Source organism: Lentzea sp. HUAS12, assembly GCF_024125735.1.
In the GTDB taxonomy this organism is placed as follows: Bacteria; Actinomycetota; Actinomycetes; order Mycobacteriales; family Pseudonocardiaceae; genus Lentzea; species Lentzea albida.
On record NZ_CP099738.1, the window covers coordinates 5,961,733 to 5,982,555 of the forward strand.

Here is a 20,823-nt window from a genome sequence, read left to right on the forward strand (position 1 = left end):
AGTGCGTTCCCCGTACGACCCGCCATTGGACAGGCCGCACGGGTGAAAGTCACTCCTCGCCGGGCGGAGTCACCTTCTTGACGTAGAGCAGCCGGTCGCCGGGCTCGATCGCGTCGGCCTCCGGGGCGTCCACCCGGTAGAGCGTCCCGCCCCGCACCACGCCGAGCACTATGTCGGGCAGGTGCCGCGGCGAGCCACCGATCTCGGACGGTTCGACGTCCCGTTCGGAGATCGCGAGACCCTGGTCGGGCGTGAGCAGGTCCTCGACCATGGCCACCACGGACGGCGTGGCCGTGGCCATGCCGAGCAGCCGTCCCGCCGTCTCCGACGACACGACCACCGAGTCGGCACCGGACTGGCGCAGCAGGTGCTCGTTCTCGCGTTCCCGCACGGACGCCACGATCTGCGCCTTGGGGGCGAGTTCGCGGGCCGTCAACGTCACCAGCACCGCCGTGTCGTCCCGGTTGGGCGCAACGACGATCGCGCGCGCACGGGCCGCACCGGCGACCCTCAGCACGTCGTTGCGCGTACCGGACCCGTGCACGACCACGAGCCCCTTGGCGGTGGCCGCGTCGAGCGACTCCTGCACGGTGTCGACGACGACGATCGAGCCGGGCTCGACACCGTCACCGAGCAGCGCGGCGACAGCCGACCGCCCCTTGGTGCCGTACCCCACGACCACGACGTGGTCCCTCACGACCCGCCTCCACTTTTGAATGCGCAACGCCTGACGGGAGCGCTCGGTGAGAACTTCGAGTGTCGTGCCGACCAGCACGATCAGGAACAGGACCCGCAACGGCGTGATGACCAGGACGTTGACCAGCCGCGCCGACGACGACGCGGGCGTGATGTCGCCGTAGCCCGTCGTCGAGAGAGACACCGTCGCGTAGTAGAACGCGTCGAGAAGACTGACGCCGTCCTCGTTGACGTCGCGATAGCCGTCGCGATCCAGGTAAACGATCAACACCGCGAGCATCAGCGCCGCCATGGCGCCGATGACGCGTTTCAGGATCGCGCGGACAGGGCTCTCGACCTTGTCCGGCATCCTGATCACGCCGACGAGGGAGTGCGACGCTTCGTCGGTCAGGCTCATCAGGGCACCCTCTTCGCGATCTCCGCTTCGGCGAGCATCCGCCACAGGTGAGCGGCCGCCTCCGCGCCTTTGAGGAGCAACGGCACCACTACGCGCTCGTTCGGCGCGTGGACGCGATCATCCGGCAACGTCGCGCCGAGGTAGACGAGGGGCACCCCGAGCTTCTGCTGGAGCACCGCCGCGGGCCCGGACCCACCGGCCCGCGCGAACCGGACGGGCCGGTCGAACGCCATCTCCAGTGCCTTCTTGACGGTGGCGTTGGCGGGGTCGTCCGGACTGATCGCGTACGGCGGCACCCCCTCACCCCGGATGGTGACGGTGGCGGTGATGCCGTCCGGCGTGTGGTCCTCGACGAACCTCCGGAGCTGCGCCGTGGTCCTGCCGGGGTGCTGGTCGGGCACGAGCCGGAAGCTGATCTTCGCCGTGGCGCCGGCGGGAATGATCGTCTTGAACCCGGGGCCGGTGTAGCCGCCGCTGATCCCGTTGACCTCGGCGGTGGGCCGCACCCACAACCGTTCGTACGTCGTGTAGCCGGGCTCGCCGTGCGTCTTCTGCGCGCCACCCCCGTTGCGCTTGAGCCAGTCCTGCTCGTCGAACGGCAGCGACCCGTAGTCCTCGCGCTCCTTCGCGGACGGCTCGCGGACGTCGTCGTAGAAGTGCGGGAGCTGGATCCTGCCGTCGTCGTCGTGCAGCGCGGCGATCAGTTTCACGAGGGCCGTGGCGGGATTGGGAATGGCACCGCCCGCACGTCCGGAATGAACGTCCTCGGTGCCGCCTTCGAACACGATCTCGGCACCGAGAACACCCCGTTGCCCGGTGTTGACCGTGGGCGCGTCACGTTCGTGCAATGCCGTGTCGGTGAACACGACAAGATCGCATTCGAGTCGCTCTCCGCGATCTTCGAGCGTCTTCCGGAAGTGCGGCGACCCCGATTCCTCTTCCCCTTCGACGAACAACTTGAGCGTGACGCTCGGCGCGCTCTGCTTCGTGGCCGCGAGATGGGCCTTGACCGCGAGCAGGTGCATCGCGACCTGCCCCTTGTCGTCGCTGGCGCCCCGGCCCCGGATCTCCTCGCCAACGACCCGCGGCTCGAACGGCGGGTGCTCCCACTTCTCGACGGGATCGACCGGCTGCACGTCGTGGTGCCCGTAGACGAGCACCGTCGGCGCGTCCGGGTCCTCCGCCGGCCAGCACGCGAAGACCGCCGGGAGCGCGGGGCCCTCGTCCCAGACCTCGACCTCGGGCCAGCCGTCCTTCCTGAGCTGGGCCGCCAGCCAGTCGGCGGATCTGCGCACGTCGGGGTGGTGGGCCGGGTCGACGCCGATGCTCGGGATCCTGAGCCAGTCGCAGAGGGCGGGCACGAAGGAGTCGCTCAGGGCGGTTACGGCGGTGCGTTCGGGGTTGGTGGGCTGTTCGGCACGTTCGCGGGTGGGCTGTTCGGCATGTTCGACGTGAGCCGTCCACTCACCACCCCCGGCGTCGGCCGACCCGTCACCGCCCCCGGCGCCGACCGCTCCCTCAGCACGCTCAGCTGCAACAGCCCCCGCGTCGTGCTCACCATGCTCGCCGCGCTCGGCGTGAGCGGTCCGTTCGGCGTGAACGGTCCCCTCACCGAATCCGGTGCGTTCGGCGTGAACGGACCGCTCAGGACGTTCGGAATGACGAGAATCACCTGCCACGCCCGTGGAGAATAGGCCAGCCCCGCCTCGCCTACGCGGCGTAGGCATGACAGGGTGACTCCATGGAACCAACCCGTTCCCGAACGCGGTCGGCGCTGGCACTGGCCGCACTGCTCGGCCTCGCGGGCGCCACCCACTTCGCCAGGCCGAAGTACTACGACGCGATCGTCCCCCGCGCACTCCCCGGCACCCCGAGGCAGTGGACGTACGCGTCAGGCGTGGCCGAACTCGCCGTGGCAGCCGCAGTGGCCACTCCCAAGACGCGCCGCCTGGGCGGCCTCGCCGCCGTAGCGCTGTTCGCGGCCGTCTTTCCAGCGAACGTGAAAATGGCTCTGGATTTCCGGGACAAATCCCCCAAAGCCCGCGCCATCGCCTACGGCCGCCTGCCGCTGCAGATCCCACTTGTCGCATGGGCGTGGAAAGTCGCGAAAGCGACCAACGACCACCCTGGGTAATCCTTAACCAAGTATCCCGCAAACGCTGTCATTTCCCGCGCGAGGAACCTTAGGATGCGCCCTGTGCAAACGCTTCTCCAGCGCGCCGCGACAGCGCTCGGCTGGGACGGAGTCGTCGTTCCCGACGTCGCCGTCCTGGGCCAGCAGGTGTCCGCGGTGGTGCGTTTGCGGTCCGACGTGCACGAGTGGCGAACCCAGAACGGCTGGCCCCCGAGAGCCGACCCGTCGTGGTTCCGCTCCTGGTTCGAGCCGGCCGCACACGACCGCCTCCCGGTCGCCGCGGTGGAACTGGTCGGCGTCCTCGTGAGCGAGTCCACAACGGACCGGGCCCTCCAGTCGTGCGGCACCCTCCTGACCCTCGCCCCGTGCGCGGTCATGCTCCCCCGCACCGACGAGTCCCAGGCGTGGTCGTTCATCGAGCTCGACTACTACGGCATCGGCGTCGTGGTGGGCGACGACACCTCGGCCGACCTCATGGTGCCGCCGGAGGACCGCTCGCCGGAATTCGGGCCGTCCCTGTTCGGGCGGTGGCTGCTCGAGGTGCTCTACGAGCGGGTGCTGAAGGTCTCGCACGCGCCGGCCGGCAGCAGCCCGGGCTCGCAGGGCTGAGCTGGGTCTCACGTCGCAACAGGTGTCTCGAGTCGCAGCTGGGTCTCGCGGCGCAAAGGTGCCTCGCGTCGCCGCTCGGCCTAGCGCCGCCGCAGGCCTCACGCCACAGGTGGTCCTGCATCGCAGCGGATCTCACGTCCCAGCCCTGCGGTCACGGGCTGCGGGGTCTCGCATCCAGCTGGGTCCCGCATTCGGAGCTCGACCTCGCGTCGGTGGCGGGTCGGCGGGCCTCCACAACCTGGCCTGCTGCTGCCCCCGCGCGCTTCCTTGCCACGCAACGAGCGAACCGCGACTTAGGTTCCCGGCTGTCCACAGGTTACCGCCCAGACGATAACCGCAGTTCAGAAAGCCAAGGCCTGTGGACAACTCGCGATCATGGCCAGGCGGCACAACCCGAAGATCACGACTCGACGGACCGGATCAGGTCCTTGAGGCCCTGCTCCTCCAGCAGGTCCGCCGGCCGCACCGTGTGGTCGTGCCGCACGTAGTGGAACGCTGCCCGCACCTGCTCCAGCGGCGCGCCGACCAGGGCCGCCCACGCCAGGCGGTAGGCCGCCAGCTGCACCGAGAGCGCGGGTAGGGCGTCGGCGTCCGGGACGGCGCCGGTTTTCCAGTCCACGACGGTCCAGCCGTCCGGGTCGCGGTAGACGGCGTCCATCCGGCCTCGGACCGAGATTCCGTCGAACTCCGCCTCGAACGGCACCTCCACGTCGTGTGGTGTGCGGTCTGCCCAGGCGCTGGCGAGGAACGCCTGCTTCAGGCGTTCCAGGTCCGCGTCCGGGGCCGCGTCCGCGTCGCCTGCTCCGGGGAGCTCGTCTATGTCCAGGAGGCGGGTGGCGCCGAAGCGGTTCTCCAGCCACGTGTGGAAGGCGGTGCCCCTGCGGGCCAGCGGGTTCGGGGGGAACGGGAGTGGGCGGCGCAGGCGGCGGGCCAGGAGGTCCGGGTCCTTGGCCAGTTCCACCAGTTGTGAGACGGAGAGGTGGCCCGGGAGTTCCACCTGTTCCCGGCGGGTCTGGGAGGCGGCGCGTTCTGCCAGGAGCACGTCGACGTCGCGGGCCCAGCCTTCCGGGTCCTCGTCCGGCGGCATTTCCGGGTCGTCCGGGACGACGTCGTCCGGGAGTGGTTCCGGTTCGGGCGGGAAGTCGTCGTCCGGCGGCTCTTCGGTGGGGGGTGGGTAGTCCTCGTCCACCAGTTCTGGTTCTGGCTCGTCGAAGATCAGCGCCAGCGGCTCGGGTGGGGCGTTGCGCAGCTCGTCGAGGGCGGTCAGGACCATCTTGGCGCCTTCCACGACGGCGTCGCGGCGCTTGCCCAGGGGGTCGGAGGGCCAGATCGACGACTTCACGTCCTCGGCCAGCGGGTTCGGGGTGTCGGCGTCGGGTTCCGGGGCCCAGACCGAGATGTCGCCCGGGGCGTTGTCGCGTTGCAGGACCTCGTGCATCTCCTGCAGGAAGACCGACGGGCCCTTCGGCTTGTCGCCTGCCTCGGCCCACCAGTGGCCGGACATCAGGAGGCTGTGTTCGGCTCGCGTGACTCCTACGTAGAAGAGGCGGCGTTCCTCGACGAGGCGGCGCTCCTCGAACTCCTCCGCGTGGACGGTCAGGGCCTCGTCGACCTCCTTGCGGTTGTAGCCGGCGGTCAGTTTCAACGTCGGCAGGTCTGCCGAGTCTCCTCGCAGGGAGGCGGGGAGGTCGGTCACGTTCTTGAGCCAGCAGGAGGACTTCTTGCGGCCCGGGAACACGTCGCGGACGAGGTGCGGGAGTGCGACGATCCGCCACTCCAGGCCCTTCGCGGAGTGGACGGTCAGGATCTGCACGCGGTCCTCGGAGACCTCGACCTCGCCCGGTTCCAGGCCGTCCTCGGCGTGCTCGGCGGTGTAGAGGTAGTCGAGCAACGACGGGAGCGTCGCGGACGGGGAGGCGGCGGCGAAGTCCATGACCACGTCGGAGAAGGCGTCGAGGTGTGCGCGGCCGACCATGCCGGGGCGGGACATCGACTCGATGTCCAGCAGGAGGGTGCGTTCCACGTCGGCGACCAGTTCGGGCAGCGGCTGGTCGAGCCTGCGCCGCAACGCCGCGAGCTCGCCGCCGAGCCTGCGGATGCGCCGGTAGCCGTCGGCCGAGTACGCGTCGGGGTCTCCGGGGTCGTCGAGCGCGTCGGCGAGGCCCGCCTGTTCGGCGTGTTCGCCGGGCAGGGCGTCCGCCAGCACCATGAGTGGATCGTCCACAACGGACTGTCGCGGTGCGACACCCGCCAGTTCGCGCGCCCTGGACCACAGGGCGGCGAGGTCCACCGCCGCCAGGCGCCAGCGCGAGCCGGTGAGCAGGCGGGCGGCGGCCGTGCCCGCGAGCGGGTCGACCAGGACCCTCAACGCCGACACTAGGTCGCGCACCTCGGGTTCGTCGAGCAGGCCGCCGAGGCCGACGACCTCGACCGGCAGGCCTCGTTCGCGCAGGGCGGCGGCGATGGCGGCCATGTCCGAACGGCGGCGCACCAGCACCGCTGCCGTCGGCGGGACTCCTTCGGCGTCGAGGTGCGCTTCCCATTGCGCCGCAACGTTGTCCGCCATCCAGTCGAGCTCGGCGCGGATGTCGGCGTGCAGCGCCAGGCGGACGTCACCGGCGCCGGCACCGGGGCGGGCCCGCAGCTCCTCGACGTCGAGGCCGGCCTCGCGCAACGGCAGCGACACCGCGTTCGCGAGCTCCAGGACCTCCGGCGGGTTGCGGAAGCTGGTCAGCAGCCCGTACTTGCGGGCGGGCGGGAAGTCGTCGACGAAGCGCGGAAGGTTCGCGGCCGACGCGCCGCGCCAGCCGTAGATGGCCTGCGCCGGGTCGCCCACGGACGTCACCGGCATCGGCGCGCCGTCGCCGAACAACGACCTCAGCAGCACGCGTTGCGCGTGCCCGGTGTCCTGGTACTCGTCGAGCAGCACCGCGCCGTACCGCTCGCGTTCACCCGAGGACACCTCGTCGAAGGCGGCGAGCTGTGCGGCCAGCGACATCTGGTCCGCGAAGTCCAGCGCCGCCTCCTTGCGCTTGCGCTGCTGGTACGCGTCCAGCAACGGCAGCAGCGCAACGCGCAACCGTTGTGCCGCAACGATCTCGCGGAGCTTCTCCGGCAACGCGTCCCGCTGGCGGGGTGCGCGCGGCGCGTTCTCGACCAGCGCGCAGAACTCGAGGGCGTGCGCTTCCAACGCCTCGGGCGTCACGAGGTGCTCGCCCAGCTCACCGGCCAGCGACAGCAGGTATCCGGTGATCGTCGCCGGCACCTTGTCGGTGTCGAGGTCACGGGCCCACGTCGACACGACCCGGTGGGCGAGCTGCCAGGACGCCGTCTCGGTCAGCAGCCGCACGCCGGGTTCCACCGGCAACCGGAGCCCGTGCTCCGTCACCAGGCGCCCCGCGTAGGCGTGGTAGGTCAGCACCACGGGCTCGCCGGTGAGCACGGACATCTTGCGCTCGCCGGACGGGTCGAGCTCGTCCAGCAGGGACGATCCCGCCAGCCTGCGCAGCCGGGCCCGCACGCGGTCCGCGAGCTGGCGCGCGGCCTTGCGCGTGAACGTCAGGCCGAGCACGCGGTCGGGCTGCACGAGCCCGTTCGCGACCAGCCAGACGACGCGCGCGGCCATGGTCTCGGTCTTGCCCGCGCCGGCGCCCGCCACGACCAGCGCGGGTTGCGCGGGTGCGGCGATCACCTCGGCCTGCTCGGGGGTCGGCTTGTTCAGCCCGAGCGCCTCAGCGATCTCAAACGGGCTGACGGTCACCAGTACATCTTCCTACCCGGTACATCGGCGCCCGCACCACCCGGGACGGTGTGTTCGCCGACAGTTCCAACGCGAGAAACACGCAGGTCAACAGTACTTACTCGCTGACCTGCCGCCCGGACGGGTGGACCGGGCACGTCGTGCGCGCCGGGCACCGGTCGCAGTCCGCGTTCTCGCGCGCGGTGTACTCGGGGCCGAGCACCGACTCCGCGGCGCCCTGCACGACCTCCAGCCACGCCTGCACGCCCTGTTCGTCCAGGGGCGCCTGGGTGCGTTCGACGGCTCCTGTCTTCTTGTCCTCCTTCGCCACGTAGAGCAGGCGGGCACCGCCTGGCTCCGATCCCAGTCCGATGTGGGTGAAGCCGCCCAGGGACGACGCGAGCTGGTAGACGGCCAGCTGCGGGTGTTCCTGCGCCGACTCCTTCGACACCGGGCTCTTGCCGGTCTTGAGGTCGATCACGATCGGGCGGCCGTCCTCGTCGCGTTCGAGGCGGTCGACGCGGCCCCTGACCTGGAGCCACGGGCCTCCGTCGCGCTTGGGGACCTCGACGACCATCTCCTCCTCGACCGCGACCTGGGTGAGCTGGCCGCGGCTCATCGTCAGCCACGCGAGGAACGTGTCGAGCATCTTCTCCACGCGCATCCGTTCGCGGCGGGAGAACCACGGCGCTCCGGCGTCGACCGCGGCCCACGCCTCGTCGAGCTTCACCCGCAGCTGCGCGGAATCGGCTCCCGAGGCGGCGGCCTGAGCCAGCGCGTGCACGAGGGTGCCCGTCACCGAGGCGAGCTCCGCCGGGTCCTGCCCGCCGTGCCGCTCGACGACCCAGCGCAGCGGGCACTTCGTGATCACCTCGATGGTCGACGGCGTCACGCTGACCTTCTGGTCTGCCGTCCACAGTGGAGCGTCGACGGACACCTCGGCCAGGCCGTACCAGGACTCGGGGTGTGCGCCGGGCACGCCTGCCTCGGCCAGCCGCGCCAGCTGGACGGCGGCCCGCGAGCGGCGGTCCGGGTCCTCGGAGTCCGAGCACACCACCCGGCGCAGCTCGCCGACGAGCTCGCCGAGCACGAGACCGCGTTGCGGCCGGTGCAGCTTGCGCTCGTCCTCGGCGGACGACTCGATCTCGTCGAGGAACCGCGACGGCTGCTCGTCCTCGCCCCGCACCGCGCTGATCAGCAGCTTCGACCGCGCCCGCGACGCCGCGACCAGCAGCAGCCGGCGTTCCTCGGCCAGGATCGGCGCCACCGCCGACACCGAGGGCTCGAGCCCGGCCAGCACGTCCACCATGCGTTCGACGCCCAGGACCGTGCCGCGCAGCCGCAGGTCGGGCCAGCTGCCCTCCTGCACGCCCGGCACGGCGACGACCTCCCACTCGCGCCCGGCCGCCGAGTGCGCCGTCAGCACCGACACCGCCTCACCGGTCGGGGCCGACGCGGCCAGCGTGTCGCCCACGATCCGCTGGGACTCCAGGTAGTCCGCGAACCCGGCCACACCGGACCCCGGCAGCCTGTCGACGTACTTCGCCGCGGCCTCGAACAGCGCCACGATCGCGTCGAGGTCGCGGTCCGCCTGCATGCCGGGCATCCCGCGCCGGGCCGACTGCCCGACCCAGCGCTCCTGCAGGCCCGACTCCGTCCACAGGTCCCACAGCACGACCTCGACGGACTTCCCGGCCCCGATCGCCTTGCGCGCCAGCGACAGCAGGCGGCCGATCCGGCGCGCGGGCAACGACTCCGCGTCCTCCAGCGCCGCCAGCCTGTCCGCCGTCTCGACGACCTCGACCAGCAGGTCACCGCTCGGCCTGTCACCCCCGGCGGCCATCTCCAGCCGCCGGAGTCCTCGCCGCAACCGCCGCAGCGCCAGCGGATCCGCGCCACCGTACGAAGAGGACAGCAGCATCGCCGCCGTGTCCTCGTCCAACGACCCCGGCACGGCGGCCGCGCGAACCAGGGCGAGCAACGGACGCACGGCGGGCTGCTGCGCCAACGGCAACTCGTCCGACGAGACGGACACCGGGATGCCCGCGGCGAGCAGAGCCCGTTGCAGCACGGGCAGGGACAACGTCGCCGACCGCACCACCACGGCCATCCGCGACCACGGCACCTCGTCGGCCAGGTGCGAGCGCCGCAACTGGTCCGCCACCCACGTCGCCTCCTGCGCGGACGACGCGAGCAACCGCACCTGCACGGACCCCTCGCCCTCGACCGGGTCCACCACCCGCGCGGGAGAGGCGCCGGGCAGCCGGGCCGCGAGCCGCGCCACCGCGTCCCGGATCTCCGGCATCATCCGGTGCGACTGCCGCAGCACGACCGTCTCGCCGCCGGCGTCCCGCAGGATCTCCGGATCGGCGCCGCGGAACGTGAAGATCGCCTGGTCCGGGTCGCCCGCCAGGACGAACCGCGCGGCACCGGACCCGAGCGTGCGGACCAGCGAGTACTGCATCGGGTCGAGGTGCTGCGCGTCGTCGACCAGCAGGTACCGCACCCGCCGCCGTTCGGCGAACAGCAGGTCCTCGTCGTTGACGAACGCCGCGTAGGCCGAGGACACCAGTTCCGCCGCGTCGTAGGCCGGGGCGTACGCCGTCGCGGAGTCCATGCCCGACAACAGGTTCACGGCCTCGTACTGCGCCCCGAACCGCCCGGCCGCCACCCACTCGTCACGCCCGTGCCGCTCGCCGAGCTCGACCAGGTCCTCCGGCCCGAGACCGCGTTCCGCCGCCCGCAGCAGCAGATCCCGCAACTCGTGCGCGAAGCCCGGCAGCTCCAGGGCGGGCCGCAGCCTCTCCGGCCACTTCACCGCGCCCATCTCGACGTCACCGGCCAGCAGCTCGCGCACCATCGCGTCCTGATCAGGCCCGGACAGCAGCCGCGGCGGCGGCTCGCCCAGCAGCACCGCCTGGTTGCGCAGCACCGCGAACGCGTAGGAGTGCACGGTCCGCACCAACGGCTCGCGGATCGCCGACAGGTGCCCCGTCAGCAACGACGTGATCTGCGCGCGCAACGCCACCGATGCGCGCCGGTTCGCCGTCAGCACGAGCACGTTCTCCGGATCGGCCCCGCCCTCCAGCACGACGTGCGCGGCCAGTTCGGCGAGCAGCGTCGTCTTGCCGGTGCCGGGGCCGCCGAGCACGCGGACGAAGCCCTCGTGCTCGAAGACCCGCTGGGCAGCGGCGTCCCACCGGGGACGCGGGCGCGTCTCCGGCTTCCGGCGGATCAGCTGGGGTGGAAGTGCCACGCATCGATTGCACCACGCGGCACCGACAAGATCGTTCAGGGCCGCCGCGGCACGCGGATCGGCGCTGTTCAGAGCCGTGAACGCACCACGCGACCATCAAGCCGAACCCGAGGACCGATTTCGTCTACCTTCTTGACAGAGAGAGGTGGTCCAGTCCACTTTTGAAGACGTTGTGAGCCCCCTCACTGCCAGCTCCGCCGCCCTGGACCGAGCAGTTCTTGGAGGACTGATGAAGCGGTTCCTCGTCGGCGCGGTCGCCGCCACGTGCGCGGCGATCATGCTGCCCACGACCGCCCAGGCGGCCGTCGACCCCGTGCTCGCGGCGCCTTATCTCTACCAGTGGGGCGGTCAGCCCAACCCCGCCGCGGTCATGCAGCAGACGGGCATCAAGTCGTTCACCCTCGCGTTCATCCTCAGCGACGGCACGTGCAACCCCAAGTGGGACGGCAGCCGTTCCCTGACCGGGTCGGACAAGACCCTCATCAACTCGATCCGCGCGGCCGGCGGTGACGCGGTGCCGTCGGTCGGCGGCTGGTCCGGCAACAAGCTCGGCCAGTTCTGCACGAGCCCGCAAGCACTCGCGGGCGCCTACCAGAAGGTGATCGACGCCTACGCGCTCAAGGCGATCGACATCGACATCGAGGCAGCCGAGTTCGAGAACACCACCACGCAGGACCGCGTGCTCGGCGCCTTGAAGATCATCAAGCAGAACAACCCCGGCGTGAAGACCGTCATCACCATGCCGACCGACCGCACCGGCCCGAACTCGTGGGGCAAGCGCCTGGTCACGCGCGCCAAGGAGCTGAACGCGCCTATCGACACGTGGGCCGTCATGCCGTTCGACTGGGGCAGCGGCGGTGACATGCTCGCCCTCACCAAGAGCGCGGTCGACGGCCTGAAGAACCACGTCAAGTCGACGTTCGGCCTCTCCGACGACGCGGCGTACCGGCGCAGCGGCCTGTCGTCGATGAACGGCAAGACCGACACCGGCGAGACCGTCACCCCGCAGAACTTCCGCGACATCGTGACGTGGGCGAACTCCAAGCACCTCTCGCGCGTGTCGTTCTGGGCCGTGAACCGGGACCGCGGCAACTGCGGGGCGATGAGCTCCTCGTGCAGCGGCATCAACCAGCAGACCTACGAGTTCACCAAGGCGCTGGCGAAGTTCAGCGGCTGACGATCTGCTCCGGTGGCCGGACGTGACCCCGACCCCGTCCGGTCACCGGAGTTCCAAGGTCTGCAGGAAGTCTCCCGGCGTGCGTGCCTTCCCGAAGTGGTCACCGGTCGCGAAGTCCGCGCCCGCGACGCGCCACCACGACGCCTGCTCGGCGCTGTCGATGCCCTCGACGGCGATCCGCACGCCCCGCTCCCGCAGCAACGGCAACAACGCCGCCACGTAAAGGGATCGCGACGCCACGAGCTCGCGAGCGATCCGCACGGCGCGCACCGGCACGTCGGACGCGAGCAGGCCGAAGTCCAGCGGTCCCATGCCGAAGTCGTCGATCGCCGTCAGCACGCCCACGCGCGTCAGGACCGCGAGGTTGTCCACCGCGTCGGCCAGCACCAGCACGCCGCCGGGGACGCTGATCATCAGTTTCTCCGCAGGCACGCCGATCTCGTCGAGCACCGCCACCACCCGCGAGACCAGGTCCGCGTCGGACGCCTGGTGCGCGGTGAGCCGCACGGCCAGCGGCAGGTCGAACTGGCCGCGCTGCCGCCACCACGCCGACTGGCCGCCCGCGACCTTCAGCAGCCACCCGCCGAGCGGCAGGATGAGCCCGGTCTGCTCGGCGAGGCCCGCGCACCGGTCGTGGTCCAGCGCACCGGAATCCGGCCTGTCCCAGTGCAGTTCGGCCTCGACGCCCGTGACCTCACCGCTGGACAGCCGGACGACGGGCCGGTAGCGCACGGTGATCTCGCCGTCCTCCCACGCGGCCGGCATCGCCACGGCCAGCGCGTCGTCGCGGCGCTCTTCGGCGTCCTGGCCGGCGTGGAACAGCTCCCACTGGCCGCGCCTGCCCTTCTTGGCGCGCCGCAACGACCTCTCCGCCGAGCGCAGCACGTCGAGCGGTTCCACGCCGCCCGCCGGCCGGTGCACGACGCCCGCGCTCATCGACGCCGCGAGCCCGTGGCCGTCCACGAAGGTCGGCTCGGACATCAGGTCCTCGTTGATGCTCTTCATGATCGTGTCGATGCCGGGCGTGGTCGCCGAGTTCTCCACGAGGACGCCGAACTCGTCGCCGCCGAAGCGCGCGATCATGACCTTTTCGCCCGCCAGCAACGCTTTCAGCCTGCCCGCGACGTGCTGCAGGTACCGTTCGACGACCCGGCCGCCGAACGTGTCGCGCAGCATGCCGAACGCGTCGAGGTCGAGGTGGAAGACGGTGATGCCGTGCTCGGGATCGGCCTTGCGCAGCGCGATCTCCAGCTGGGTGGTGAAGAACTGGCGGTTCGGCAGACCGGTCAGCGGGTCGTGCAGCGCCTGCCGCTGGAGCTCGCTCTGCAGCAGCTCGAGCTCGGTGCCGTCCTCGACCACCACGACGAAGTGCATCGGCTTGTCGTCGGCACCGCGCAGCAACGACACCGTGAGCGTCACCCGCGCGGACTCGCCGTCGTCGCGCCGCAGCCGCTGCGACTGCCGGACCCGGTCCGTGGCACCCGCGGCGAGGTCGGTCAGCGCCTCCCGCAGCATCTCGGTGAAGGAGGGCTCGATCAGGTCGAGCAGCGGTGTGCCGGTGAGCTCCTCCGGAGTGCGGCCGAGGATCTGTCCGATGGCCGCGTTCACCTGCAGCAGCCGGCCTTCGAGGTCGACGATCAGCACACCGTTGGTGGACGACGTGACGACCTCGTTGAAGCGGGCCTCGCTCTCCCTCAGGTTCCAGTTCGCGTCGCGCACGGCCTTGAGCAGAGACTTCTGCATGCTCTCCTGCTGCGCGAGCACCGACTCGGCGTTGGCCGCGGTGAAACCGGCGCCGAGCGCGCCCAGGGCGAGCGCGATCCGTTCGGCGTACTTCTGCAGCGGCTGGAACTCCGGCAGCGCGAGCAGGCCCTTGCCGAGCACCTCCGCGGTGCACCGCAGGCCGAGCCTGCCGAGGTGACCGAGTGTCGCGAAGTCCGCGCCCGCCGCCTCGATCGGGGCCGTGGTGAACGGCTCCGCGTGCAGCATCGAGCACAACGCGTCCAATCGGACGCCCAGTTCCGCGTCCAGATCTTCTCGCCCCATCGGAATCGCGACTGCTCCGAGCAGGCGATACGACCATTTCCGGGCAAGTGTCTCCCGCGCCCGCTCATTGTCCTGAGGCGAGGGCGATGCGCCGGGTATTCGACTCGGGTTGGACATTCGGGGCAGCCTCACATCGGCTCTGAGGACAGGGAGCTTACCCACGCACAGTCGATCCCACCTCAACCGGCAGCGTGAATCGACTTCACCCTATCGACAACTCCTATGGCTTTCGACCGACACCCGCGAACGCGATCTTGTTCACAGCCGGGTCGTCCGAGATGTCCCCGGGACCTGTCGGACGCCATTCGGCGAACTTGACGAGTCCGGGTTCGACCAGTTCGAAATCACCGAAGAACGACTCGAGTTCGGCGCGGTCCCGATAGGTGACGTCACCACCGCCGGACTTCGACATCCGGTCCGTCACGGACCTGGCGTCCTCGTTCACGTGGTCGCCCGCCATGTGCGAGATCGCGAGGTAGCTCCCGCTCGGCAACGCCTCGCGGTAGCGCTTGAGCAGCCCCTGCGGGTCCGCCTCGTCCGGCACCCAGTGCACCATGAACAGCATCAGCAGCCCGATCGGCTGGTCGAAGTCGAGCAGCCGGTTCACCTCGCCGCTGGCCAGGATGCTCTCGGGGTCGCGCATGTCGGCCTGCAGCACGCCGACGCGGTCGTTGCCCGCGATGATGAGCTCACCGTGCGCCACCGCGACGGGATCGCGGTCGACGTACACGACCCGGCACTCGGGCGCCTCGTCCTGCGCGACCTCGTGCACGTTCGCCACGGTGGGGATGCCGGAGCCGATGTCGAGGAACTGGCGCACGCCCTGGTCGGTCATGAACCGCACGGCGCGCCGCAGGAACGCCCTGTTCAGCCTGGCCGCGTTGCGCGAGTTCGGCATCATCTCCTCGGCCTTGTCGCCCATCAGGCGGTCGACCGCGAAGTTGTGCGCGCCCCCGAGGAGGTAGTCGTACACGCGCGCCGCACTGGGCACGGAAACATCGACGCTCTGCGGAATCCAGCTCTGCCCGTCGGACACGACGACCCACCTCTTAAGGTTGCGGACGCACTAGCTTAGTCATGCACAAAGCGCGCTCGACTACGCCGCTAGTGTGAACGCGCACCACCCGATCGGGCACTGTTACGGTCCCCCGAACGACTCATAGGGTGGCTCGGTCTCTTTCCGGCTCACGAGGAGCGATGATGTCCGTCCCGGTGGCGCCCGGCCGGCTGCCATTTCTCGGGCATTCGTTACCGATGCTCAGGAAAAGATTCGCTTTCACCGGGAATTTACGGGGGCAGGGCGAACTCGTCGAAGTCCACCTCGGCCCGATGCGCGCCTATTTCGTCGCCAGCGCCCGTTTGACGCACCAAGTGCTGGTCACGGACGCGCCGAAGTTCCACAAAGGCCGGATGTACGACAAGTTCCGCGCGTTCGTCGGCAACGGGCTGGCGGTCTCCAGCGGGGCTTTCCACCTGCGCCAGCGCCGGATGATGCAGCCGGCGTTCCACCGCGACCGGATCGCGGGCTACGCGACCACGATGGTCCGCGCGACCCTCGACCTCGTCGAGAGCTGGCGGCCCGGTGAGGTGCGGCAGCTGGAGGCCGACATGCAGGGCCTCGCCGTCACGATCGTCGGCGAGTCGTTGTTCTCCACCGAGATCGGCCAGAAGGCGATCGCCGAGGCCCGCCGCTCGGTGTTCGTGATCATCAAGAACGGCATCCTGCGCGCGCTGTCGCCGGGGTTCGTCGAGAAGCTGCCGATCCCCGCGAACCGCGAGTTCGACGAGGCCATCGCCCGGATGCGCGCGATCGTGCACGAGGTCGTCGAGAGCCGCCGCGGCGACGACACCGACCACGGCGACCTGCTGTCGACCCTGGTGCAGGCCAGGGATCCCGAGACCGGCGAACCGATGACCGACGAGCAGGTCTTCGACGAGGTCGTGACGCTGCTGACCGCGGGCATCGAGACCACCGCGCTCGCGCTCGCCTGGATCTTCCACGAGATCGCCGCCGACCCCGAGGTCGAACGACGGGTGCTGGCGGAGGTCGACGAGGTGCTGGCGGGTCGTCAGGTCACCGTCGACGACGTGCCGAGGCTGACGTACGTCGGTCGTGTCGCGCAGGAGGTCCTGCGCAAGTACCCGCTCTGGCTCGTCATGCGCCGCACCGCCGAGGAGGTGCGGCTCGGCGACGCCGTCCTGCCTCCGGGCACCGAGGTGATCGTCAGCCCGCACACCATGCACCACAACCCGGAGCACTTCCCGGACCCCGAGCGGTTCGACCCGGACCGCTGGCTGCCCGAACGCGCGAAGCAGCTGCCCAAGGGCGCGTTCGTGCCGTTCGGCGGCGGCATCCACCAGTGCATCGGCAACCACTTCGCCCTGACCGAGATCGCCATCGTCGTGGCGACGGTCTGCTCGCGCCACCGGCTGGTCCCCGACCGGCCCGTGCGCACCAGGTTCACGAACGCGGCCTACCCCAACGACCTGATGATGAAGGTCGTCCCCCGCTAGCTGGAGGTTGTTCCCCCATGCGTTTCCGCCGGCTCTGTGCCGCCGTGCTGCTCGCAGCGTTCCTGCCGGTCCCCACGCCCGCGAACGCCGCCGCTCCGACCACCTGCGAGGACGTCTACACACCCGTTCAGTTCGGGCTCATCCGGCAGACGATGTACGGCAGGCTCTGCGTCCCGAGGGGAGCCACGACCGTCCAGGTGCTCGTCCCCGGCGGCACGTACACGAGCGGCTACTGGGACATCCCGGTGGACGGCGAGACCCGTTCCGTCACCAAGGCCATGAACAGCGCGGGCATCGCCACGATGACGGTGGACCGCATCGGTTCCGGCAAGAGCTCGAAGCCGCTCAGCATCCTCGTCGACGTGCCGAACCAGGCCCAGGCCGTGCACCAGGTGATCCAGAACCTGCGGCCGCGGTTCTCGAAGGTGCTGGTGGGCGGGCATTCCATCGGCTCGGCCATCGCGATGGCGGAGGCCGGCACCTACCGCGACGTCGACGGTGTGCTGGTGACCGGGATGACGCACCAGTGGGACTACCTGCGGGCCGTGCCCGCGCTGACGAACCTGATCCCCGCGCCGCTCGACTCCAGGCTCAGCCTGCGCGGCCTCGACGTCGGCTACCTGACGACGGTGCCGGGCACGCGCTACACCATGTTCCACGCGCCGGGGCCGAACATCCCCGACGTGATCGACCTCGACGAGGCCACCAAGGACGTCGTCTCGGCGGGCGAGTTCGTCACGACGACGTTGATGTCGAACCTGGTGCTGCCCGTCAGCGCGTTGATCAACGTGCCGGTGATGACCGTTCAGACGTCGGCGGACTACTTCTGCGGCACCCCGCCCCTCGGTGCCGACTGCTCGTCCGCGGACGCACTCGTCCGTTCGGAGAAGCCGTTCTACCCCAAGGCTCCGCGGGTGGACGGGTTCGTCGTCAACGGGTACGGGCACGTGTTCAACTTCGACACGCGGACCGCGGACCAGTACCACGCGGCGGTCGTCGGGTGGCAGCGCGGCTTCTAGCCGGCGAACTCGTGGCGCCTCGCCTGAGGCGCCACAAGCGTTCTGTCAGTTGAGCTTGCGCAGGAACTCGCCCGCGTCGCGCGGCGGGCCGTAGAGGGGGCCGATCGCCAGGTCTGCGCCCCTCTCCTGCCACCACGCCGCCTGCTCCGCCGTCTCGATGCCGTCGACGCAGAGGTTCACACCGAGTTCGTGCACAGCCGGGATCAGCGCGGCCGAGCGGGGGTCCTGGAGCTTCACCAGGTCCGTCGGCACGAGCACGGACACGATCGGCAGTTCGGAGAGCCACGCCAGGTCTCGCGGGCCCAGACCGAAGTCGTCCAACGCTATGCGGACACCCATGTCGGCGAGGGTGCCGAGGTTGTCGGCCGCGTCGGCCACGCCCAAGACGCCCACCGGCATGGTCAGGGTCAGCCTGGCGGCGGGCATCGCCGTCTCCTCCAGCACCTGCGCCACCCGGGACACGAGGTCCGCGTCGGTCGACTGGTGGTGGGTCAGGCGGATGCCGAACTGCTGGTCCATCTCGCCCCGCTGGCGCCACCACTGCGCCTGGCCCGCGGCGATCCTGATGAGCCACTCGCCCATCGGCAGGATCAGGCCGCTCTCGTCGGCCAGTGCGGCGCAGCGGTCGGAGAGTTCCCAGTGCAGCAGGGCTTCCACGCCCGCGAGGGCTCCGGTCGCCAGTTCCCGCACCGGGCGGTAGGCGACGCCGATGTCACCCTGTTCCCAGGCTCCCGGCATGACGACGGCCAGTGCCGCGTCCCGGCGGCCGGCGGCGTCCTCGTTGGTGTGGAACAGTTCCCACTGGCCCCGGCGGTCGCGTTTCGCCTGGCGCAGGGCCATGTCCGCGGTGCGCAGCAGTTCCACCGGGTCCACGTCGGGGGCCGGTTTGTGCACGACGCCCGCGCTCACCGAGACGGCGAGGCCGTGATCGTCCACATAGGTCGGTTCGCCCAGGTCCGCGTTGATGGTCGCCATCGTGGTCGCGACGTCCGGTGTCAGAGCCGTGTTCTCGACGACGATGCCGAACTCGTCGCCGTCGAACCGGGCGACCATGGCCCTCTCGTGGGACATCAGGGTCTGGAGCCTGCGGGCGACGTGCTGGAGCAGGTGTTCGCCGACCCGTGCGCCCAGGCTGTTGCACACCAGGCCGAACGCGTCGAGGTCGAGATGGAAGATCGTCACGCCGAACTCGGGATCCGCCCTGCGCAGCACGGTCTCGAGGTGCGTGGTGAAGAACTGCCTGTTCGGCAGGCCGGTCAGCACGTCGTGCAGTGACTGGCGGCGCAGTTCTCCTTGCAGCAGCGCGAGTTCCGTGTCGTCGTCCGCCATCACGAGGACGTGGCTCGCCTTGCCGTCGTCGTCGCGCAGCAGGGACGCGGTGAGCGTGACCTTGGCGAAGTCGCCGTCGCCGCGCACCAGCTGCATCGGCTCGCGTTCGAACTCACCGCGCTCGGAGAGGACTCGTTCCATCATCTCGCGGAACACGACGATCGAGGTCGGCGCGATGAGCTCGACCAGCCGCGTGCCCGGTTCCGGCTCGCGGCCGATGATCGCGCGGATCGACTCGTTGCTCCAGGCGAGCCGGCCGTCGAGACCGACGATCAGCACGCCGTTGGTGGACGAGGACGCGATGCCCTCGAACTTCGCCTCGCTCTGCCGCTGGTCCCGTTGCGCGTCGTGGGCGGCCTTGAGCAGCGAGCGCTGCATGCTCTCCTGCTGGTCCAGGATCGACCGCGCCCGCGCCGCGGCGAAACCGCACGCCAGGGCTCCGATGCCGCCGACGACGTGGACCGTGTGCTGGTCGTGCGAGCGGAACTCCGCCAGCGCGAGCAAGCCCTTTCCGAGCACGTCGACCGTGCGTCTGAGACCGGGCTCGTTCACGTGACCCAGAGCGACGAGCCGTTCACCCACCGCCTCGAAAGGCGCAGGGTCGAACGGCGCGCGGTGCAGCGCCGCGCACAACGCGTCGAGCTGGGCGCCCAGTTCGGCGTCCAGCTCCTCCCTGCTCAGCGCGACCACAACTACGCTGCTGAGCAGGTAGCTCCACTTGCGCGACAAGGCTTCTCGCGCGCGGGCGGCGGCGGCGGTGTCCGCGGGTGGAGCGGCATCGGGTCTTCGGCTCGGTTTCGTCATTCCCGTTGCCCTGTATGGGTTGGAGAGTGTCCGGGAGTTTACCTACCGGCGGTCGACGCCCATTGCGCCAACCGTGTGATCCTCCGACACTACCGCGTGGTTTCAGTCCTTACGACCAATGTCAGCGTACAAGAACACGCTCACGACCGCCTCGTGAGCGAAGTCCCCGGAGTCCGACCGCTCAGCCACCATCGGAGTGACGCCGAACCACCCGTTCAGGCACTGTCGTCTCGCCCCAAACGGAACCTAGGGTGGTCCGTCCCCAACCGGCCCCACCTCGTGACGACTCTTTCGCCGACTCACGAAGTTCTTGTCCCGCAGGAGTCCGAGCTCTCGCGAATGGAATGGAACCCATGCCCCGACGATGGCTCGTGCTGCTGCTCCGCTGGCTGCGCGGCGGAGCCCCGGCCAGATCCACGTCGCCGACGACCACCTGCAGCACTTCACGGTCACGATCGTCGACGAGACGCCCGCCCCGACGGAGACCGGCGCCCACACGGCCGATGCGGCGACCGCTACGCCCCCGCGGCCGAACACCGTCTGGCTAGACTCGCGGGATGGACGAGGAGATCCACGAGCGAGTCCGCGAACTCATCAAGGCCATCCCCCGCGGACGAGTCGCCACCTACGGCGACATCGCGGACCTCGCCAAGGCCCCGTCACCACGTCTGGTGGGCCGCATCCTCAACGAGGACGGCCACGACCTGCCGTGGCAACGAGTCCTGAAGGCCGACGGCACCTGCGCGCCGCACCTGCGCGACACCCAGCTCCAGATGCTGCACGAGGAGGGCGTGCCCAACCTCGACGGCAAGGTGAACCTGCGGGACTACCGCTGGGAGGACGCCCGCAAGGAAGCGCCGGCCGAGCCGCCGGGCCTCTGGTGACGCCGGGGAACGCAGGGGTGCGGTGCCAACCGCACTCGCCCACCCAACGCAGCCTGGCGTGGCGATGCGCAGCGAGCCGTCCGAACTATGACGCGATGGGAGCCGGTGCACACCCGCATTGGCCCCGATCACACCCCGAACTCGTCAAGACCCGCGCAACGCGACCCGAACCCACAAACGCGACCAACCCCGCCAAAACCGGCACGATCCGCGAGCGAA

The 20,823-nt window shown here is 70.2% G+C and carries 14 protein-coding genes; 7 read left to right on the plus strand and 7 right to left on the minus strand.

Annotated features, from left to right (window positions below):
• Positions 1 to 49: 49 nt before the first annotated feature.
• Both ND450_RS27105 and ND450_RS27110 read right to left on the minus strand, forming a co-directional pair.
• Positions 50 to 1,093 carry a TrkA family potassium uptake protein gene (locus tag ND450_RS27105; RefSeq protein WP_089909971.1) on the minus strand — a complete coding sequence of 348 codons (1,044 nt, stop codon included), beginning with the start codon at positions 1,091 to 1,093 and terminating at the stop codon, positions 50 to 52.
• On the minus strand, positions 1,093 to 2,454 hold the full coding sequence (locus ND450_RS27110) for a M20/M25/M40 family metallo-hydrolase (protein ID WP_253321417.1): 1,362 nt from the start codon (positions 2,452 to 2,454) through the stop codon (positions 1,093 to 1,095). The genes ND450_RS27105 and ND450_RS27110 overlap by 1 nt, the downstream gene beginning before the upstream one ends.
• Before the next feature lie 81 nt (positions 2,455 to 2,535).
• On the opposite strand from ND450_RS27110, the gene ND450_RS27115 reads away from it, so the two are divergent.
• From ND450_RS27115 to ND450_RS27125, 3 genes are all read left to right on the plus strand, one after another.
• Positions 2,536 to 2,787 (plus strand): hypothetical protein, encoded by a 252-nt coding sequence (locus ND450_RS27115; RefSeq protein ID WP_253321418.1) that lies wholly within the window; start codon positions 2,536 to 2,538, stop codon positions 2,785 to 2,787.
• 47 nt (positions 2,788 to 2,834) lie between these two features.
• Positions 2,835 to 3,227 carry a hypothetical protein gene (locus ND450_RS27120; protein ID WP_253321419.1) on the plus strand — a complete coding sequence of 131 codons (393 nt, stop codon included), beginning with the start codon at positions 2,835 to 2,837 and terminating at the stop codon, positions 3,225 to 3,227.
• 63 nt (positions 3,228 to 3,290) lie between these two features.
• Positions 3,291 to 3,836 (plus strand): hypothetical protein, encoded by a 546-nt coding sequence (locus ND450_RS27125; protein WP_253321420.1) that lies wholly within the window; start codon positions 3,291 to 3,293, stop codon positions 3,834 to 3,836.
• Between the two features lie 400 nt (positions 3,837 to 4,236).
• Here the strand turns inward: ND450_RS27125 and ND450_RS27130 are convergent, their stop codons facing one another.
• Positions 4,237 to 7,596 carry an ATP-dependent DNA helicase gene (locus ND450_RS27130; protein WP_253321421.1) on the minus strand — a complete coding sequence of 1,120 codons (3,360 nt, stop codon included), beginning with the start codon at positions 7,594 to 7,596 and terminating at the stop codon, positions 4,237 to 4,239.
• A gap of 97 nt (positions 7,597 to 7,693) precedes the next feature.
• A complete protein-coding gene (locus ND450_RS27135) occupies positions 7,694 to 10,831 on the minus strand; it encodes an ATP-dependent DNA helicase (RefSeq protein ID WP_253321422.1) in 3,138 nt (1,045 codons plus the stop codon).
• A gap of 229 nt (positions 10,832 to 11,060) precedes the next feature.
• On the opposite strand from ND450_RS27135, the gene ND450_RS27140 reads away from it, so the two are divergent.
• Complete coding sequence (locus tag ND450_RS27140) at positions 11,061 to 12,008, plus strand: chitinase (RefSeq protein ID WP_253321423.1); 948 nt, start codon at positions 11,061 to 11,063, stop codon at positions 12,006 to 12,008.
• Positions 12,009 to 12,050: 42 nt separating this feature from the next.
• Here ND450_RS27140 and ND450_RS27145 read toward each other — a convergent pair whose 3' ends face one another.
• Together ND450_RS27145 and ND450_RS27150 are read right to left on the minus strand one after the other, a co-directional pair.
• Positions 12,051 to 14,054: a bifunctional diguanylate cyclase/phosphodiesterase gene (locus ND450_RS27145; protein WP_253321424.1), complete on the minus strand. Its 2,004-nt coding sequence runs from the start codon at positions 14,052 to 14,054 to the stop codon at positions 12,051 to 12,053.
• 220 nt (positions 14,055 to 14,274) lie between these two features.
• Positions 14,275 to 15,090 (minus strand): SAM-dependent methyltransferase, encoded by an 816-nt coding sequence (locus ND450_RS27150; protein ID WP_253321425.1) that lies wholly within the window; start codon positions 15,088 to 15,090, stop codon positions 14,275 to 14,277.
• A gap of 164 nt (positions 15,091 to 15,254) precedes the next feature.
• Between ND450_RS27150 and ND450_RS27155 the strand changes: the two genes are divergently transcribed.
• Positions 15,255 to 16,568, plus strand: a complete 1,314-nt coding sequence (locus ND450_RS27155) for a cytochrome P450 (protein WP_253321426.1) — start codon at positions 15,255 to 15,257, stop codon at positions 16,566 to 16,568.
• A gap of 17 nt (positions 16,569 to 16,585) precedes the next feature.
• Positions 16,586 to 17,587, plus strand: a complete 1,002-nt coding sequence (locus ND450_RS27160; protein WP_253321427.1) for an alpha/beta hydrolase — start codon at positions 16,586 to 16,588, stop codon at positions 17,585 to 17,587.
• 45 nt (positions 17,588 to 17,632) lie between these two features.
• Here ND450_RS27160 and ND450_RS27165 read toward each other — a convergent pair whose 3' ends face one another.
• On the minus strand, positions 17,633 to 19,720 hold the full coding sequence (locus ND450_RS27165) for a bifunctional diguanylate cyclase/phosphodiesterase (protein WP_253321428.1): 2,088 nt from the start codon (positions 19,718 to 19,720) through the stop codon (positions 17,633 to 17,635).
• Positions 19,721 to 20,277: 557 nt separating this feature from the next.
• Between ND450_RS27165 and ND450_RS27170 the strand changes: the two genes are divergently transcribed.
• A complete protein-coding gene (locus tag ND450_RS27170; protein WP_253321429.1) occupies positions 20,278 to 20,604 on the plus strand; it encodes an MGMT family protein in 327 nt (108 codons plus the stop codon).
• Positions 20,605 to 20,823 lie beyond the last annotated feature (219 nt).

What these genes read in the sequence shown, in the direction of transcription:
- ND450_RS27105 (WP_089909971.1), bottom strand. Translation starts at nt 1,093, where the DNA reads ATGAGCCTGACCGACGAAGCGTCGCACTCCCTCGTCGGCGTGATCAGG.
- ND450_RS27115 (WP_253321418.1), top strand. Translation starts at nt 2,536, where the DNA reads ATGTTCGACGTGAGCCGTCCACTCACCACCCCCGGCGTCGGCCGACCC.
- ND450_RS27120 (WP_253321419.1), top strand. Translation starts at nt 2,835, where the DNA reads ATGGAACCAACCCGTTCCCGAACGCGGTCGGCGCTGGCACTGGCCGCA.
- ND450_RS27140 (WP_253321423.1), top strand. Translation starts at nt 11,061, where the DNA reads ATGAAGCGGTTCCTCGTCGGCGCGGTCGCCGCCACGTGCGCGGCGATC.
- ND450_RS27145 (WP_253321424.1), bottom strand. Translation starts at nt 14,054, where the DNA reads ATGGGGCGAGAAGATCTGGACGCGGAACTGGGCGTCCGATTGGACGCG.
- ND450_RS27155 (WP_253321426.1), top strand. Translation starts at nt 15,255, where the DNA reads ATGTCCGTCCCGGTGGCGCCCGGCCGGCTGCCATTTCTCGGGCATTCG.
- ND450_RS27160 (WP_253321427.1), top strand. Translation starts at nt 16,586, where the DNA reads ATGCGTTTCCGCCGGCTCTGTGCCGCCGTGCTGCTCGCAGCGTTCCTG.
- ND450_RS27165 (WP_253321428.1), bottom strand. Translation starts at nt 19,720, where the DNA reads ATGACGAAACCGAGCCGAAGACCCGATGCCGCTCCACCCGCGGACACC.
- ND450_RS27170 (WP_253321429.1), top strand. Translation starts at nt 20,278, where the DNA reads ATGGACGAGGAGATCCACGAGCGAGTCCGCGAACTCATCAAGGCCATC.